Below are 16,086 nucleotides of genomic sequence, written 5' to 3' on the forward strand. Positions count from 1 at the left end.
CGCCGACCAGGCAGCGGCCGAACCAGTGAACCTGAAAACATGTCAACCCGCCCTGACCTGCTAGTCAGCCACTCCCGCGCAGCGGGGGAACCTCAGGGAAGCACGGTGAAAGCTGCCGAGGCCGAGGGGACAACGCCCAGGACGTTCGCCAGGTCAGCGGACAAGCGAGCCTCGAATGCCCGCAGCTTCCCAAGCTGAGAGCGCGAGTTCGATTCTCGTCACCCACTCCAACACGAACCCAGGTCATGGACCCGGGGGTCGTTTGTTGTCTGGACCGGTACCCGCGGATTTCGTCGCCATTCCATGGCGTTGGGCCATCGAGCGGACCTTGGGCCCACTCGTGCATCACCGTCGCCCGGCCTGCGACTACGAGATCCTGCCCGCCCGCTCCGAAGCCGTGACCCACTCCGCGATGACCGATCTGATGACCCGCCGCCTCGCCGGCGAGGCCACCATCTTCCGGCGCGACCCTGCATCACGGGACCAAGCACTCATTCCGTTCTGAAACGCCGAGCGAAATATCCTCTCAACCTGATCAAGGCTATTCGGTGCCGGTCTCGGCCTTGTACAGCATCTGGGCCAACAACAGGGCGCCTCCAGTCGCTGCCCCTACCGCTCCCGCGGCCAGGAAACCGCGAGAGGAACGCCAGGACAGCACCGACCACCGCGACTGCGCGGAAAACAACGATCCTGTACTCAGCCACGACCCGGTTGAGATCAGCGACAGGGAGGAACCGATCGAGCCGACCGACAGGGCACTTCCGATCGAGCCGACTGACAAGGCCGAACCGACAGACCCCACGGACAGTACCGATCCCACTGAGCCGATCGACAACACGGAGTCCTGTGACCACAACGACAGCACTGAACCAGAGGAGGCACGACGGATCGACCGTACGGACAGTTTTGTCATGAGGCCATCCTGCCCGCTGGTCGCGCTGTCTCGGGAGGATGTGGACGGATAACGCGGGTCTCGGGTGAGGACCTTCCGCCACCTGGCTCGCTGCGTGGCGGGGCAGACCCCCTTGGGAGCCCAGATCGGCCCGGAACCACGACTACGCCAGACCCCCCATGAGTGTCCAACTGCGTGACAACGCCGACGAACACCGGCGGACGCCCACGCACACCCACGGACCATCCCAGCAGCTCACAGCCACACCGTCCCAAGGCAGCGCCCCCGCCCAAGTTGCTTCGGGACGAAGCAGTCGCGTCGCTAAGGTGCGTCGTATGAGCGACGACGTTCCGGTCTGCCCTGAGTGCAGCCAGCCCATGAGGTCTGGTGGCCTCGTGCTCTCCGAGCGGGAGGCCGATGGCCGGCGGACCTGTCGGTCACTGTGGAAGTGCGCCGACCAACACGTCTGGTGGCGCTGGGCCGACCAGCCGGATGGGCCATGGGAGGTCTGTCCCATGCCGCAGCTGTTTCGCTACACCCAACGCTGACACCCAACGCTGACATCAACGGCCACGGACAGCCACCATGGTCAGCACCCGGCAATGGCACCCACGCACGAGCTGTACGGCGGCCACCCAGGGGCGGGATCGAATTCCTAAATCGGGTATCGCAGGTTCGAATCCTGCCGGGGGGCACATGGCTAAGGGCCAGTTCAATGGCTTGATCCTCTCGAACTGGCCCTTTCGTGTGATCCCAGCCGTGCCAAGCCCGTGCCACAAGCGCGGCTAGGCGTCGGACTCGCCGACCAAGTCCCGCGAGTCCGTCGCCCAGGATGCCGGCGCCCAGAAGGAGGAGCACGATCGCGGTGATCACGGCGCTGTTGCTGATCATGAATTGCCTGACACTGTCCAGGAACGAAGCCGCACGCTGTCCGCCGAGCAGATGGATGATGACGGCACCCAGCACGGTGCAGGATCCGACGAGAACGAAGACGGTGACGGCCACAGTCAGATCGCCATCGTGAGCCCCCGTTTCGACGATCGACGTGGCCGCCGAGGCCGTCAGAACGAGGTTCTTCGGGTTGGCACCCGACAGCAGCGCACCGAGGACCAGCGTCCGCAGGGCCGAGACGTCATCGAGTGACGCCATCCAGCGTGGCGTCTCGGTCTCGCTGTCGACACCCGGACGCTGCCACCAAGTGCGCACCCCCAGCACGATGAGAACCACTCCGGCGAGCACCCGCCCCCCGTCTGCGATCGCTGACGAGGGGCTTTCGGGGTTGTCGGCTCCACCGAACACGAACACAACGAGCGTTGCCGCGATCCCGAGCCCGGCGATCCACCCGACCGTGAACAGCAGGCCGTTGCGTCGGCCGTGTCGGCCGGCCAGGATCAGCACGATCCCGATCAGAAGGAAGGGGCTGAGGGCGACCGCGAGTGCCGTCGGCAACGCGGCTCCAATTGCCTGGATCAGCACGGGCTCCCCTTCTCAACCTCATCCCAGAGCGCTGCGGAGTGCCTTCTCAGGACAGTACCGAGCGCACACCTCCGGGAAGCTCTTGCGCCGCCGTCCATATGGGTCATCGACTGGTGCTGTCCGCCGTGCCACTCTCGTGCCAGATGGGATCTGGGACAACCAAGGGCGTCGATGGTGGGGGGATCTCTACGAGTTGTGTCCTGACGTTCTCGTGGCTTCCCAAATAGTGCTGTTGTCCGAGCATGGTTCGCTGCATGTAGGCTCGCCGACCCGCCGTTGGTGCAGATGAGGAGCGTCATGGAGCTGTTGCCGTGGGGGGTGAACCGTGTCGCGAACAGCGCTCTCGGGGTCATCCCGGCGGTTGTGGCCATCGCGTATCTGGCGCAGGCCGGCGACACCCTTCCGCGACTGATGGCTTGCCCAGCCCTGATCGGGTTCGCGGTGATTGCCGTCAGGGGGTATCGCCTCGGTGTGAGGTGCGAGCACGGGACGCTGGTGGTCCGTGGATACCTGCGCACGCGGGCGATCGCCCGCGAAAGCATCACCGGGGTCACAGACCTCCCGGCGGTCAGATGGACGACGCCCAGGGGACGCAAGCGATGGACCCCCGTCACAGCGTTCATGACGAGCCCGAACGAAATCTCGGCGAGCCGACTTCACAAGGCGCGCGCCGTCGGGAAGCTGCGGCGGTGGGCGAGGCGGTAGGGGCCTGGCTCGGCCATGGACTACTCGCACCAGCGCTACGGATCACAAGGCGTCGTGCCCCAGTCGCGCCCGGTCGAGCAGGCAACAACGGTGAACCGCAGGCACTCACGGGCGTCAGGCAACGCATCGACCCCTGACTGATTTAGCTGGTCACCGCGCGCGCGTGGGACCGACGGGACGGCTCGGCGGTACTGCCGGGAGTACGGTGATCCGCTGCCGCAGGCGACAGCGGCGGAGGCTTCAAGAGACCCGGCAGCGGGTCATCGCGATCCAGCTGGGTGAACAGACGGAGTGCCCGGTTTGTATCAGGTTATGGACGTCGAGACTGAGGCCATGACCCCCTCGGAAAACACCCTCGCCAAGAACAAAGACATCGTGCGCGCGTTCATCGACGCGCTGTTCACCAAGGGCGACCTCGGCGCGGTCGACAAGTACCTTGCCGAGGACTTCGTCGACCACGACCCTCCGTTCGACGCGCCTGGCGACCGTGAAGGCATCCGCGCGGCCGGCGCGCTGTTCCGAAAGGCATGTCCCGACTGGCGCAGCGAGGTGAACCTGATGATTGCCGAGGGCGACCTGGTCGTCGAGCACTTCACGGCCAGTGGGACGCAACGCGGTGAACTGCTCGGGGTGCCGGCCCCGGCCGAAGGCCGCCCCTTGACCTTGCGCGGAACCAACATCTTCCGGGTCCGGGGCGGACACATCGTCGAGCGGTGGGGCCGGACCGACGAACTCGGCATCCTGACCCAACTGGGGTTGGTCCCATCGCAGACGTAGCGTCGAAGCCAGGGCAGTGGACCGCTGCGGCGAGGCATCACCGCAGCGTCTTCGTGGATCGGCGACGGCCGAGGAGACAGCGCCATCGCCGGCTGCACCACCGCGCGGCCGGCGAAGCGGAGCAGATGAAGTCGCGACGGTTCTCTGCGAGAGATGCTGTCCAGCTCCTTGACCACCACGGCCGACTCGCACCGTGAACGAGCCGGGGCAGACTGGGGGCGTGATCACCGCGCCGATCGTCGTGCATCGGCTTCTCGTACGGGCGGCCGGAGAGTCACCGTGCACAGCCACGGACGGGACGAGATCGTCAGCACCGCCTACAGCGACCACGACCTGGTGGTGTTCCTCCCGGGCACAGGTACTGGCGACCCGGAGGCCGTCCTGGACGATCTGCCGTCGACGCGCGCCAAGAGACGGCGCACCGCCGGCGAAGGGCCCCTACGCCGATCTGCACTCCGCGAGCCGCTTCTCCAGGAACCTCCGTTCGGCCGCGTTCTCCACCAGTTCGAGGGTCCTTTCGTACGCCTCGGCGGCCTCCGGCATGCGTCCGGCGCGGCGCAGCAGGTCCGCGCGGGTGGCGGGCAGCAGGTGGTACGTGTCCAGCTCGCCCTCCTCCTCCAGTTCGGCGACCAGCGCGAGCCCGGCGTCGGGACCTTCGGACATGCCCACGGCGACCGCTCGGTTGAGCCGGACCACGGCGGAGGGCACGAAGCGCCGGAGCTCGCCGTAGAGGGCCGCGATGTCGGCCCAGTCGGTCTCCGCGGCCGTGGCGGCGGTGGTGTGGCAGGCGGCGATCGCGGCCTGGATCTGGTACGGGCCGGGGCGCCCCCGGCGCAGGGCGGTCTCCAGCAGTGCGGCGCCCTCCTCGGCCTCGGACCTGTCCCAGGCCGTACGGTCCTGGTCCTCCAGGGTCACCAGGTCACCCTCGGCGTCGACGCGCGTTCCGCGGCGCGCGTCGTGCAGCAGCAACAGCGCCAGCAGACCGAGGACTTCGGGTTCGTCGGGCATCAGGCGGGCCAGGACGCGGGCGAGGCGGATCGCCTCGACGGAGAGGTTCGTGCGGACCAGATCGGCGCCGGCCGTGGCCGCGTACCCCTCGTTGAAGAGCAGGTAGAGGACACCGAGGACGCCCGTGGTCCGTTCGGGCAGGAGGTGCGCGGGCGGTACGCGGTACGGGATGCCCGCGTTGCGGATCTTCCGTTTGGCGCGCACCAGCCGCTGCGCCATCGTGGCCTCGGGGACGAGGAAGGCGCGCGCGATCTCGGGCGTGGTCAGCCCGGCCAGGGTGCGCAGGGTGAGCGCCACCTGGGCCTCGATGGGCAGCGCCGGGTGGCAGCAGGTGAAGATCAGCCGCAGCCGGTCGTCGCGGACCCCGCTCCCGTCGTCGAAGTCCGGGTCGTCGGGGTCGTACGGGCTGTACGGGTCGTACGAGCCGTACAGGTTGTACGGCTCCTCGTCGCGCGTCGACACCGCCACCTCCCGCAGCTTCTGCGCACCGACCGCCTCCCGGCGCAGTACGTCCAGGGCGCGGTTGCGCGCGGTCGTGGTCAGCCAGGCGCCGGGGCGGCGCGGTACTCCGTCGCGCCGCCACCGGTCGAGCGCCTGGGTGAAGGCGTCCTGCGCGCACTCCTCGGCGAGGTCCCAGTCGCCGGTCACCCGGATCAGGGTGGCGACGACCTGGCCCCACTCCTCGCGGAACGCGGCGGCTACCGCCTCCTCGATGTCGTCGTTCACTCCCAGAGCGGCCGCACCTCCACCGAACCGCCGCCCAGCGCCGCCGGATGCCGGGACGCGAGCGCGATGGCCTCGTCGAGGTCGGCGACCTCGATGATGTCGATGCCCGCGACGTACTCCTTCGATTCGACGAACGGTCCGTCGCTGAGCAGGACTTCGTCGCCCTGCACCCGGACGGTGGTGGCGTCGGTGGCCGGCCGCAGCCGGGCGCCGCCCTTCACGATGTCGCGGTCGCGCACCTCTTGGATGTACGAGGTGAACCGGGGGTCGTCGGCGATCTCCTCGGGACTGAGCTCCTCGCCACCGACAGCCGTGCAGATGAACAGGGCGTACTTCACGACCGGAGCTCCCCGGTCCCCGAAATGTCGGTGGCCGACGGCACCGACGTGTGCTGGTGGACGATCTGCCAGCGGTCGCCGGCCGCGCGGTAGCCCGTGGTGACGCGTGCGGTGGTGTCCAGTGTTCCGCCGTCGACGAGCGGGGCGCGCAGACGCACCAGGGCATGGCTGAAGGCGACGCTCTCGTCGATACGCAGACGGAAGTCGAGCACCTCGCGGTCGGCGGGTCCCGCGAGCGTCGAAAACCACTGTTCCTCTGCCTTGCGCAGGGCGTCGGCGCCGCTCTGTTCCAGGCCGCTCACGGGGTGGAACACCTCGACGTCAGGGGCGTAGCAGGCCATCGCCCGCTCGATGTCACGCTCGCGGGCGGCCTCGGTGAGCTCCGCGTCAAGGCGTCGGATCTCGCCCTCGGCGTCCTCGTCGTCCCAGAACGCGCGGACCTCCATCGCGCCGATGGTGGCGACCGGGTGCTTCGCGGCGGCCTCGACGGCCTCCTCCATATCGGCGCAGTCGAGGATGTCGAAGCCGGCGACGTACTCCTTCGTCTCGGCGAACGGCCCGTCGGTGCGCAGCACTTCGCCGTCACGCACCCGGACGGTGACCGCCTCGGCGGGCAGCCGGAGCCGGTGGCCGTGCAGCCGTACGCCGCGCTCGGCGCCCAGCTCCTCGACCCAGGGTTCGACGGGCGCCATGCCGGAGGCGTCAGCAGTGTCGTCGCCGCAGACCAGCAGCATGTACTTCATGGTTCCTCCCGGTACTCATGAGCTTCCTACACCCCACCGACGAACGGCGCCGCGGTGAATCGACAGGCACCGGTGATTCTTTTTGTTCGCGGGGAGGGCACGTGCGGCGGGTCCCTGTCACCGGATTCGGGCACGCGCCGGGCCGGGATGCGAGTCCCGGGCCGGGCGCGTCTTCGTACCGGCCGGTGGGCGCGGCGTCAGAGGCGCGCGGCCCCCGGCCGCACGGGAAGGGCCCGGACGCTGTTGCCCACGAAGCTGGCGTGCCGGGTGAGCTCCGCCTCGGACACGGCGAGGTCGAGGTCGGGGAAGCGGGTGAAGAGCCGCTCCAGGGCGATGGTGGCCTCCATCCGGGCGAGGGGGGCGCCGAGGCAGTAGTGGGCGCCGTGCCCGAGGGAGATGTGCCGGACGGCGCCGGGCCGCCCGGAACGGGTGATGTCGAAGCGGTCGGCGTCCGGACCGTGCGCGGCCCGGTCGCGGCCCGCGGCCGAGTAACCGGCGAGGACGGGCGTGCCCCGGGGAATGACGGTCCCGTCGACCGTCAGGTCCCGTACCGGGTAGCGGAACGGGAAGTAGCTGACGGGCGCGTCCCAGCGCAGGGTCTCCTCGACGACGTCCGCCCAGCTCGACTCGCCCTTCTGGACCGACTCCAGCTGGTCCCGGTGCCCGCACAACGCCCGTACGGCGTTGGTGATCAGGTTCAGTGTGGTCTCGTGCCCGGCGATGATCATGAGCACCAGGGTGCCGATGAGTTCCTGCTGGCTGAGCCGGTCGCCCTCCTCGTCCCGGGCGGCGATCAGCGCGCTGGTGAGGTCGTCGCCGGGGCTCTCCGCGCGCGCGGCGGCGACGGCGCTGAGCACGGCGACCAGTTCGCGGTTCGCGGCGACGGCCTGCTCCGGGCCGATGTCGGTGGCGACGACCTGGTTCGACAGATGGTGGAGCCGGTCGAGGTACTCGGCCTCGACACCGAGGAGTTCACCGATGACGCCCATCGGCAGCGGGAGCGCGAAGTGTCGGCGCAGGTCGGCCACTCCCCCGCCGTCCTCCGCCGCCGCGTGCAGGCCGTCGAGCAGTCCGGAGGTCAACTCCTCGATGCGGGGGCGCAGTTGCTCGACCCGTCGCACGGTGAACGCCTTGCTGACCAGGGATCGCAGCCGCCGGTGGTCGTCACCGTCGGCGGTCGTCATCCCCTGCACGGTGGCGAAGGTCAGCAGCGGCCAGCCGGCGGCTATGTTCCCCTCGCGCAGGGCCGTGAAGTGCTGGGCCCCCTTGGCGACGTCCGGGTGCGCGAGGAACTCCTTCAACGCCTCGTGTCCCAGCACCGCCGCCCCTTCCACCGCACCGGGCAGTACCACCGTCGCGACGGCGCCTCGCGCGAGCATCCGCTCGTTGTCGGCGTGCGGGCAGCCGCCCGCGGGGTCCATGCGGTGCGGCGTGCCGGGCGAGGTGTCCACCGTGTTCTCCTTGCTGCTGGGCCGAGTTGGCGGTCGTACGACATCTTCGGGCACCGTACGACGATCGATTGTGCCTGCTCAGAGCGGCGTGCGCAGCAACTCGGCGAACGGCTGTCACCTGATGTTCTCGACGCCCGTGCGGACGTCGTGTCCCCTCGGCACCGCATGCCGTGAGGGAGTGTCAGCTGTCGAGGTCGTCGGCGAAGTGCCGGAATCCGTGCCGGTCCCGGTGCATGGCCCACAGGGTCTCCGCGAGCGCGTCCGGGTCCTTCCTCGGGTGCCCGGGGATGATCTCGCCGGGAATGATGAGCTGTCCCACGTGGATGCCGTCGCCGCCGAGGGTCTCGTGCAGCAGATGGCCGTACGCGCTCTCGGCGGCGAACGCGATCGAGGTGCCCGCCCGGTCGACGTCCGGGATCACCGCGCTGCCGCCGTTGACGAGCAGAACAGTGCCGCGGCCGAGCGAGCGCATCCCGGGGAGTACCTGCCGCACGGCGGCGACCGGCCCGTAGACGGAGAGCTCGATCGGACCGATGACGTCTTCGGGGCGGGTCTCCAGCACCGGCCGCATGAAGTCCGGGTGCGGGACCGGGCTGTACTGGAGCACCTCGATCGGGCTCAGGGCTCCGGACACGGCGTCCAAGGCGGCCGCGAGGGCCTTCGGGTCGCGTACGTCGGCGGCGAAACCGCGTGCTGAGACTCCGGCGTCGGCGAGCTCGGCGGCGAGGCCGTCCAGCCGCTCCTGGTTGCGCGAGACGAGCGCGACGTCGAAGCCCTCGCGGCCGAACCGCCGGGCGACGGCGGCGCCGAGGCCGGGGCCGGCTCCGATGATGGCGATCGTGGTCATGGTCCTCACCTCGGTGATCCGATCGGGTCGAAGGAACCGGCGAGCTGCCAGGAAGGCGGTCAGTTCAGGGTAGGTGCGCCGACGGCGAACCGATACCGCACGCCCGGAGCACGGACGCCTCGTCCCCAGAAGCAGGGGTGCCGCACAACCAGAGCGCGGGGTGCCGCACAATCAGAGCGCGGCTACCCACACCCGGTGCGCGGACCCGCCAGTGCGACTCGCCGGTACGCCCCGGCGGTCTTCGGCCGGGGCGGCATCGCGGACCGTTTCACCCAAGGCTCGTGCTCGGCGGCACCGGATCGGCCCGTGCCGCCCGCCGATCCGGGATCCTTCCCACCGGCCCCCACCCCTCGGGTTCAATGCCCCCGGACCAGCGGAGGGCGGGGCGGCGAACTTCCGCTGCGGCACGACCACTTGGGCGGCGGCCGGACCGCGCACCGCGGCGCGACGCCCACCTGCGGCGACGGTGCCACCGAGCGATTCGCACGGCTGAGACGTGGATCACGGCCTGACGAGCCCCATCGGTGGTACTCTTCCATCAGCACTCGTGTACGCCGCTTCTTTCAGGCGCCGGTGCCAGTTCCTTTCTCCCGCTGCGACGCTGTCGATTCCGACCGGCGGACCAGCTTCTCGGCACACCTCCCGAGTACGGCCAGGGATCGCTCCCGTCGTACCCGAGGTGATGTTCCCGCCGCACCGAGGCGCGCCCCGCGCCCTCCGTTCGCGGCCCCTCCCCCTTCCTTGCGCATGCCACATGCATTCCCGTCCGTGAGAGGACATCCCATGACCACCACACTCGAACGCCCCCCTGTACAGCAGCGGCCCCAAGCCCAGGTCGCCACCGGTGTCCTCGACATCGACGGCAACGGGAAGGGGCACCTGCGCTCCGCGAACTGCCTGCCCTCGCCCACCGACCTCCAGCTCTCCCCCGCCCTGATCCGCCGTCACGGACTGCGCAAGGGCGACACCGTGGAAGGTGTGCGCGGCGGCCCCCGGATCCTCACCGAGGTCGAGCGGATCAACGGCCGTACGCCCGAAGAACTGCGCCGCCGCCGGCACTTCGGCGACCTCACCCCGCTGCACCCGCGTGACCGGCTCCGGCTGGAGCACCCGGCGAGCGGACTGACCGGACGCGTCGTCGACCTGGTCTCGCCGGTCGGCAAGGGCCAGCGCGGTCTGATCGTCGCCCCGCCCAAGACCGGCAAGACGGTGCTGCTCCAGCAGATCGCCGCCGCCGTGGCCGGCAACCACCCCGAATGCCATCTGATGGTGGTGCTGCTCGACGAGCGGCCCGAGGAGGTCACCGACATGCGGCGCTCCGTACGCGGCGAGGTCTTCGCCTCCACCTTCGACCAGACGCCGAAGCAGCACATCGCGCTCGCCGAACTCGTCATCGAACGGGCCAAGCGGCTCGTCGAGGCGGGCCAGGACGTCGTGATCCTGCTCGACTCCCTCACCCGGCTGTGCCGGGCGCACAACAACGCGGCCGCCGCCGGCGGGCGCACCCTCAGCGGCGGTGTCGACGCAGCGGCACTCCAGGGCCCCAAGCGGCTGTTCGGCGCGGCGCGCCTCGCCGAGGAGGGCGGCTCGCTCACCATCCTCGCCACCGCCCTGGTGGAGACCGGTTCCCGTGCCGACGACTTCTTCTTCGAAGAGCTCAAGGGCACCGGCAACATGGAGCTCCGGCTCGACCGGAACCTTGCCGCCCGGCGTGTCTTCCCCGCGGTCGACATCACCCCCTCCGGCACCCGCCGCGAGGAACTCCTGCTGTCCACAACTGAGTTGACCGCCGCACGAGGACTGCGCCGCGCCCTGCGGACGCGGGACGGGCAGGCCGGCCTGGAAACACTCCTGGAGCGGCTGCGCGCCACCCCGGACAACGCCGCCTTCCTGCGCCAGGTTCAGCCCACCCTGCCCTCCTGACCCCCCGCGTCTGCGGCATCCGGGTGCTCGACGCCGCCACTCGGCCCGGCCACCCCGGCGTGTCGCGAGTCCGTTCCTACGTTTGCGGTATGACCATCGGATTCTCATTCCGTACCGCCGCTTCTCGCTCCGCGGTCACGCGGGCCGCCCTCTCCTGCTCCGCCGTCTGCGCCGTCGGTGTGCTGGCCGCCGCGCAGAGCCCGGCCGCCGCACTCACCGACGCGGGCCCCGGGGCGCCGCAGCCCGCCGCGTCGCCACCCTCGTCGCTGTATGAACCAGGGACGCAGGTACGGCCCCGGGCCGGGGCGCCCGAGGTCCCCGAGGACATCTCCGCGCTGTCCTGGGTGGTGGCCGACGCCCGCACCGGCGACGTGCTCGCCGCGCACAACGCCCACCGCAGGCTGCCGCCCGCCAGCACCCTCAAGACCCTGTTCGCCCTCACCGTCCTCCCGACGCTGCCCGGCAGCACCCGGCACACCGTCAAGGAGCAGGAGCTGGAGGGCATCGGCGCGGGCAGCAGCATGGTCGGCGTGGCCGAGGGAATCACCTACCGCGTGGCGGACCTGTGGCGCGGTGTCTTCCTCAACTCCGGCAACGACGCCGTGCACGTGCTCGCCTCGATGAACGGCGGCTGGACGAGCACCGCCGCACAGATGCAGGCCAAGGCCCGCTCCCTCGGCGCCCGTGACACCCACGTCGTCTCGCCCGACGGCTACGACACACCCGGACAGGTCTCGTCGGCGTACGACCTGGCGGTGTTCGGACGGGCCGGGCTGCGCAACCCGGACTTCGCGCGGTACTGCTCCACCGCCGAGGCGATGTTCCCCGGCGACGGCGGCTCCTCGTACGGGATCCAGAACACCAACCGGCTGCTCACCGGCGCGAACGGGGTGGAACCGTACCCGGGTCTGATCGGTGTCAAGAACGGCTACACCACGAACGCGGGCAACACCCTGGTCGCCGCCGCCAAGCACGGCACGCGCACCCTCGTCGTCACGGTGATGAACCCTCAGGCGGGAGGCGGGCTGACCGTGTACGAGGAGGCGCGCTCGCTGCTCGACTGGGGCTTCGAGGCGGACGGCCGGGTCGATCCGGTGGGCACGCTGCTCGACACACGTGCCGTCCCGGCCGCCGGTCCCTCCGCGCCGGCCAGGCCCGCCGCGCGGCCCGGTCGCGCCGCACGGCCCGCGGCCACCGCTCCGCCCGTGACCGGCGCACGGCCCGTGGCCGCCGCGTCCCCGGACGACGCGGGTCTCGGCTGGTCCGACGCGGCCGAGATCGCGGGCGCCGCCGCGCTGGGTGCCGCGGGCGTCGCTCTCGCCCTGCGGCTCAAGGCGGGCCGGGCCAACCGCGGCTGACCGACGGGCAGCCACAGCAGCAGCCCGAGCGTGATCCACGCATAGGTGTTGCTGCCGAGGAAACCGTCGAGGCCCGACGCGTCGTCGAACCACAGCCACACCACGCTGCTGCACAGCACCACGTACAGGGCCGCCGCGACCCGCAGCCGGCGCCGGTGCAGCAGCACGGCGAAGGACGGCAGCAGCCAGACGAGATGGTGCACCCAGGTGATCGGGCTGACGAGACAGGCTGCGAGCCCGGTGAGGGCGAAGGCGGCGGTCCAGTCGTCGTCGGCCAGGGCACGCGAGGTCCGCCACGCCCAGACGCACAGGATCAGCAGGGCCAGCGTCGCCCACAGGGCCCTGCTCGGTTCCGCCGGCGCCACGAGCCGGGCCAGCACACCCTGCAACGACTGGTTGGAGACGTAGGCCAGGCGCCCGATGCGACTCGTGTCCCACAGCGCGTCGGTCCAGTAGAAGCGCGAGGCCTCCGGCGCCGCCCAGGCCGCCAGCGCGGTTGCCGCCAGGGCGACGGCCGTGGCGACACCGGCGGCGCGCCAGCGGCGGCCGAGCAGCAGCAGCGCGATGAACAGTGCCGGGGTGAGCTTGATCGCCGCGGCCAGGCCGATGCCGACGCCGGCCCAGCGGCCGCGGCCACTGGACAGCAGCCAGGCGTCGCTCAGCACGAGAGCGAGGAGCACCAGGTTCACCTGGCCGAAGCTGAAGGTGTCGCGGACCGGTTCGAGCAGCGCCAGCAGACAGGCCGTCAGGGCGAAGCCGAACCAGCCGTAGCGGCGCAGCGCGGGCCCGACCAGGATGCCCACCACGCAGGTCAGGGCGGCGAGGTTGAGCAGCAGCCCGACGGCGATCGCCGTACTCAGCCCGACCAGTGCCATCGGCAGCATGCCGAGGGCCGCGAACGGCGGATAGGTGAAGCCGTACGTCGTACCCGGCACCCGGTAGTCGTAGATGCTGCCGCCGTGGTGGACCCAGGTGTCGACCGCCCCGTAGTACACGCGCAGGTCGAACCAGTCACGCAGGAGCGGCACCGTGGCCGTGAACACGCCGACGACGACGACCAGTCCGAGGACGAGGAGGAGCCGCCGGCGATCGGTGCTCAGCAGCTCCGCCGTGCCGCCGTGACCCTGCCTTCCGCTGGTGCCCTGTCTGCCGCTCGGTACCTTCACTCCCGTCGTCCCCCTCGTCCCCCTCGTCCCCCTCGTCGCGCTCGTCGCGCTCGTAGCACCCGTCTCCGTCGTCCCGCTCGGGCCGCCCGTCCCGCCCCTCATGTCTCCCGTCATGCCGTCCGCTCCAGTCCCGGTGCCGGCGGCTGCGCCGCCTGGTGGGCCTGCCAGAGCACGACGAGGGCGAGCACGCCCCCGGAGACGGCGAGGATCACCTGTCCTGCGTCCGCCGGCGAACCGCTCGGCAGCACGGCGAGGGCGAGCACCGCGCTGGCGGCGGCGACCCGGCTCCGCACCGAACCCGTGGGGGCCGCCGCCGCGATGAGGAACAACCCCCACAGCGCGTACCAGGGCCGGATGGCCGGACCGAACACGGCCACCGCGGCCAGGCTCAGGCCGAGCGCGTAGACCGGGTGGGGCCGCAGCCGCAGCCATATGAAGAGCAGCAGGCCCACCGTCGCCAAGAGTCCGGCAGCATGCCAGGCGGGCATCGCGAGCGGCGCGAGTCCGCTGCCGAGCTTCTGGAGCAGGGCGCCGGTGGCGCGTCCGAGGACGCTGGTGGGTGACCAGTTGTGCGGCGAGACAGGGGTCTTCAGCGCGGCTATCCAGCCGTAGCCCGTACCGGCCACGGCCGTGGCCGCGACCGTCGTCGCGACCGCGACCACCACGGTCGTCACGGTGGCCCGCACGATCCCCCGGCGCCCCTGCCCGCGCCCGCGCAGCGCGATCACCGCGACCAGGCCGAGCGCGGCGGGCGCCTTGACGAGTGCGGCAAGGGTGACCAGGACGATACCCACCACGGGCCATCGGCCGCGCGCGGCCACCAGGCCGACACCGAGCAGACCGAGCATGATGGCGTCGTTGTGCGCGCCGGCCACCAGGTGCAGCAGCACCAGGGGATTGAGCGCGCCCAGCCACAGGGCGGCGGCCGGATCGGCGCCGCTGTGCCGGGCGAGGCGGGGCAGGGCCGCCGCCATCAGGGCGACGCCGAGCAGGGCGACCATGCGCATACCGAAGAGTCCGGCGGGTATCTCCCCGCGGGTCAGCGCCGACAGGCCCCGGGCGACGGCGAGGAAGACCGGGCCGTACGGCGTCGTCGTCTGCTGCCACACGGGCGCCACCTCGTCGGCGAGCGGGCCGCCGAGCTGCGCGGGTCCGTGCGCGTACACGTCTATATGGGCATCGACCATGGCGCCCTGCGCGAGATAGCTGTAGACGTCCCGGCTGAACAGCGGCGGTGCGAGCAGCAGCGGCGCCGCCCAGGTGGCCAGAACGAGCAGCAGGGAACGCGGAGTGGGCGGTTCGGGCCCCCGTACGACGGTACCGAGCAGCGCCCACGCGGCTATCAGCAGAACGACGCCGAAGTACACCCCGACCAGGCCCAGTACGGCCCGCCCCGACTCGGGGGCGAGGAGGTCGCGCGCGGGCAGGGCCCCCGCGGTCTCGCCGCCCAGCGCGAGGAAGGCGGTACCGACCAGGCCCAGAGCCTGGCAGCGGCGGAGATCGACGGGGAAAGCCACGGCCAACACTCCGCAAGCGTGTCAACGCCGGGTGGCCGGAAGGCGACGCGGTGCTCTCCTGACGGGGTCCGGCGCGTGACCGCCGTGTGGTGGACGGCAAATCCGGGGGTGTCGGGTCAGCGGCGAGGGCCGCACCACCGGGACGGGCCCCGCGATCGGTACGAACCTGCCCTAGAAAACCGACAGACCGGTCAGGGTCGTGAAGCGGTCCAGGGCTGCCACGCCCGCCACCGAGTTGCCGCGTTCGTCGAGACCCGGGCTCCAGACGCACAGGGTGCAGCGGCCCGGCACCACGGCGATGATGCCGCCGCCCACCCCGCTCTTGCCCGGCAGCCCGACCCGGTAGGCGAAGTCGCCCGCCGCGTCGTACGTCCCGCACGTCAGCATGATCGCGTTGATCTGTTTGGCCTGGCTCATGGGGAGCAGCCGGCCGCCGTCGGCACGGATGCCGTGCCGGGCCAGGAATCCGGTGGCGAGGGCGAGGTCGGCGCAGGACGCGGCGATCGAGCACTGGAGGAAGTACTGGTCGAGCAGGACCGGCACCGGGTTGTCGATGTTGCCGTACGACGCCATGAAGTGGGCGAGTGCCGCGTTGCGGTCGCCGCTCGCGGTCTCGGAGGCGGCGATGTCCTTGTCGAAGCCGAGCTGCGCGTTGCCGCTCTCGGCCCGCAGGAACTCCAGCAGGGTGCCGGCCGCGTCACCGGTCCGGGTCTGCAGCCGGTCCGTGACGACGAGGGCTCCCGCGTTGATGAACGGGTTGCGCGGGATGCCGTTCTCGTATTCCAGCTGGACCAGGGAGTTGAACGGGTTGCCGGAGGGCTCCCGCCCGACGTGCTCCCACAGCGCGTCGCCCTCGCGGGCCAGGTCGAGGGCGAGCGTGAAGACCTTGGTGATGGACTGCGTGGAGAACGGCTGCCGCCAGTCCCCCACGCCGTACACCGTGCCGTCGAGCTCCGCGACGGCCATGCCGAAGCGGCGGGGATCGCAGGCGGCAAGCGCCGGGATGTAGTCGGCGGGCCGCCCGCGTCCCGGGGTCTGCGCGATCTCGGTGGCGATGCGCTCCAGGACCGGCTGGAAGGTCAGGGAGGACGGATACGACGAATTCGCGGGCATGATCGCCATTGTGCCGCCCGCCCGGTCCCGCGGCTCATCGATTCGG

At 70.9% G+C, this 16,086-nt stretch carries 14 protein-coding genes and 1 pseudogene; 5 read left to right on the plus strand and 10 right to left on the minus strand.

Annotation, left to right across the window (positions count from 1 at the left end):
* The first annotated feature begins 340 nt into the window (after nucleotides 1–340).
* Complete coding sequence (locus ACZ4N5_RS33775; RefSeq protein ID WP_467760839.1) at nucleotides 341–505, plus strand: hypothetical protein; 165 nt, start codon at nucleotides 341–343, stop codon at nucleotides 503–505.
* A gap of 36 nt (nucleotides 506–541) precedes the next feature.
* Here the strand turns inward: ACZ4N5_RS33775 and ACZ4N5_RS33780 are convergent, their stop codons facing one another.
* Together ACZ4N5_RS33780 and ACZ4N5_RS33785 are read right to left on the minus strand one after the other, a co-directional pair.
* On the minus strand, nucleotides 542–913 hold the full coding sequence (locus tag ACZ4N5_RS33780) for a hypothetical protein (protein WP_381265374.1): 372 nt from the start codon (nucleotides 911–913) through the stop codon (nucleotides 542–544).
* Nucleotides 914–1,213: 300 nt separating this feature from the next.
* A complete protein-coding gene (locus ACZ4N5_RS33785; RefSeq protein ID WP_467760840.1) occupies nucleotides 1,214–2,368 on the minus strand; it encodes a GAP family protein in 1,155 nt (384 codons plus the stop codon).
* A gap of 297 nt (nucleotides 2,369–2,665) precedes the next feature.
* Between ACZ4N5_RS33785 and ACZ4N5_RS33790 the strand changes: the two genes are divergently transcribed.
* Entirely contained in the window at nucleotides 2,666–3,073 is a 408-nt protein-coding gene (locus ACZ4N5_RS33790) for a hypothetical protein (protein WP_467760841.1), read from the plus strand.
* Nucleotides 3,074–3,385: 312 nt separating this feature from the next.
* Nucleotides 3,386–3,850 (plus strand): ester cyclase, encoded by a 465-nt coding sequence (locus ACZ4N5_RS33795; RefSeq protein ID WP_467760842.1) that lies wholly within the window; start codon nucleotides 3,386–3,388, stop codon nucleotides 3,848–3,850.
* A gap of 438 nt (nucleotides 3,851–4,288) precedes the next feature.
* Here the strand turns inward: ACZ4N5_RS33795 and ACZ4N5_RS33800 are convergent, their stop codons facing one another.
* From ACZ4N5_RS33800 to ACZ4N5_RS33820, 5 genes are all read right to left on the minus strand, one after another.
* Nucleotides 4,289–5,584 carry an RNA polymerase sigma factor gene (locus tag ACZ4N5_RS33800; protein ID WP_467760843.1) on the minus strand — a complete coding sequence of 432 codons (1,296 nt, stop codon included), beginning with the start codon at nucleotides 5,582–5,584 and terminating at the stop codon, nucleotides 4,289–4,291.
* A complete protein-coding gene (locus ACZ4N5_RS33805) occupies nucleotides 5,581–5,922 on the minus strand; it encodes a YciI family protein (RefSeq protein ID WP_467760844.1) in 342 nt (113 codons plus the stop codon). Before ACZ4N5_RS33805 ends, ACZ4N5_RS33800 begins: the two co-directional genes overlap by 4 nt.
* Nucleotides 5,919–6,665 carry a nuclear transport factor 2 family protein gene (locus ACZ4N5_RS33810; protein WP_467760845.1) on the minus strand — a complete coding sequence of 249 codons (747 nt, stop codon included), beginning with the start codon at nucleotides 6,663–6,665 and terminating at the stop codon, nucleotides 5,919–5,921. The genes ACZ4N5_RS33805 and ACZ4N5_RS33810 overlap by 4 nt, the downstream gene beginning before the upstream one ends.
* 197 nt (nucleotides 6,666–6,862) lie before the next feature.
* Nucleotides 6,863–8,116 (minus strand): cytochrome P450 family protein, encoded by a 1,254-nt coding sequence (locus ACZ4N5_RS33815; RefSeq protein ID WP_467760846.1) that lies wholly within the window; start codon nucleotides 8,114–8,116, stop codon nucleotides 6,863–6,865.
* Nucleotides 8,117–8,297: 181 nt separating this feature from the next.
* Complete coding sequence (locus ACZ4N5_RS33820; RefSeq protein WP_467760847.1) at nucleotides 8,298–8,963, minus strand: SDR family NAD(P)-dependent oxidoreductase; 666 nt, start codon at nucleotides 8,961–8,963, stop codon at nucleotides 8,298–8,300.
* A 747-nt stretch (nucleotides 8,964–9,710) separates the two neighbouring features.
* Between ACZ4N5_RS33820 and rho the strand changes: the two genes are divergently transcribed.
* Nucleotides 9,711–10,886 carry a transcription termination factor Rho gene (gene rho / locus ACZ4N5_RS33825; RefSeq protein WP_467760848.1) on the plus strand — a complete coding sequence of 392 codons (1,176 nt, stop codon included), beginning with the start codon at nucleotides 9,711–9,713 and terminating at the stop codon, nucleotides 10,884–10,886.
* Nucleotides 10,887–10,975: 89 nt separating this feature from the next.
* Nucleotides 10,976–11,884, plus strand: a pseudogene (locus tag ACZ4N5_RS33830) (D-alanyl-D-alanine carboxypeptidase family protein); the annotation flags it as partial.
* An 11-nt stretch (nucleotides 11,885–11,895) separates the two neighbouring features.
* On the opposite strand, the gene ACZ4N5_RS33835 reads toward ACZ4N5_RS33830, so the two are convergent.
* The 3 genes from ACZ4N5_RS33835 to ACZ4N5_RS33845 all read right to left on the minus strand — a co-directional run bounded on the left by ACZ4N5_RS33835 (nucleotide 11,896) and on the right by ACZ4N5_RS33845 (nucleotide 16,049).
* On the minus strand, nucleotides 11,896–13,347 hold the full coding sequence (locus tag ACZ4N5_RS33835; protein ID WP_467760944.1) for a glycosyltransferase 87 family protein: 1,452 nt from the start codon (nucleotides 13,345–13,347) through the stop codon (nucleotides 11,896–11,898).
* 173 nt (nucleotides 13,348–13,520) lie between these two features.
* Nucleotides 13,521–14,927 (minus strand): polyprenol phosphomannose-dependent alpha 1,6 mannosyltransferase MptB, encoded by a 1,407-nt coding sequence (gene mptB, locus ACZ4N5_RS33840; RefSeq protein WP_467760849.1) that lies wholly within the window; start codon nucleotides 14,925–14,927, stop codon nucleotides 13,521–13,523.
* A 171-nt stretch (nucleotides 14,928–15,098) separates the two neighbouring features.
* Nucleotides 15,099–16,049: a glutaminase gene (locus ACZ4N5_RS33845; RefSeq protein ID WP_467760850.1), complete on the minus strand. Its 951-nt coding sequence runs from the start codon at nucleotides 16,047–16,049 to the stop codon at nucleotides 15,099–15,101.
* Nucleotides 16,050–16,086: the final 37 nt, after the last annotated feature.

Source organism: Streptomyces sp. NPDC026500, from assembly GCF_055567635.1.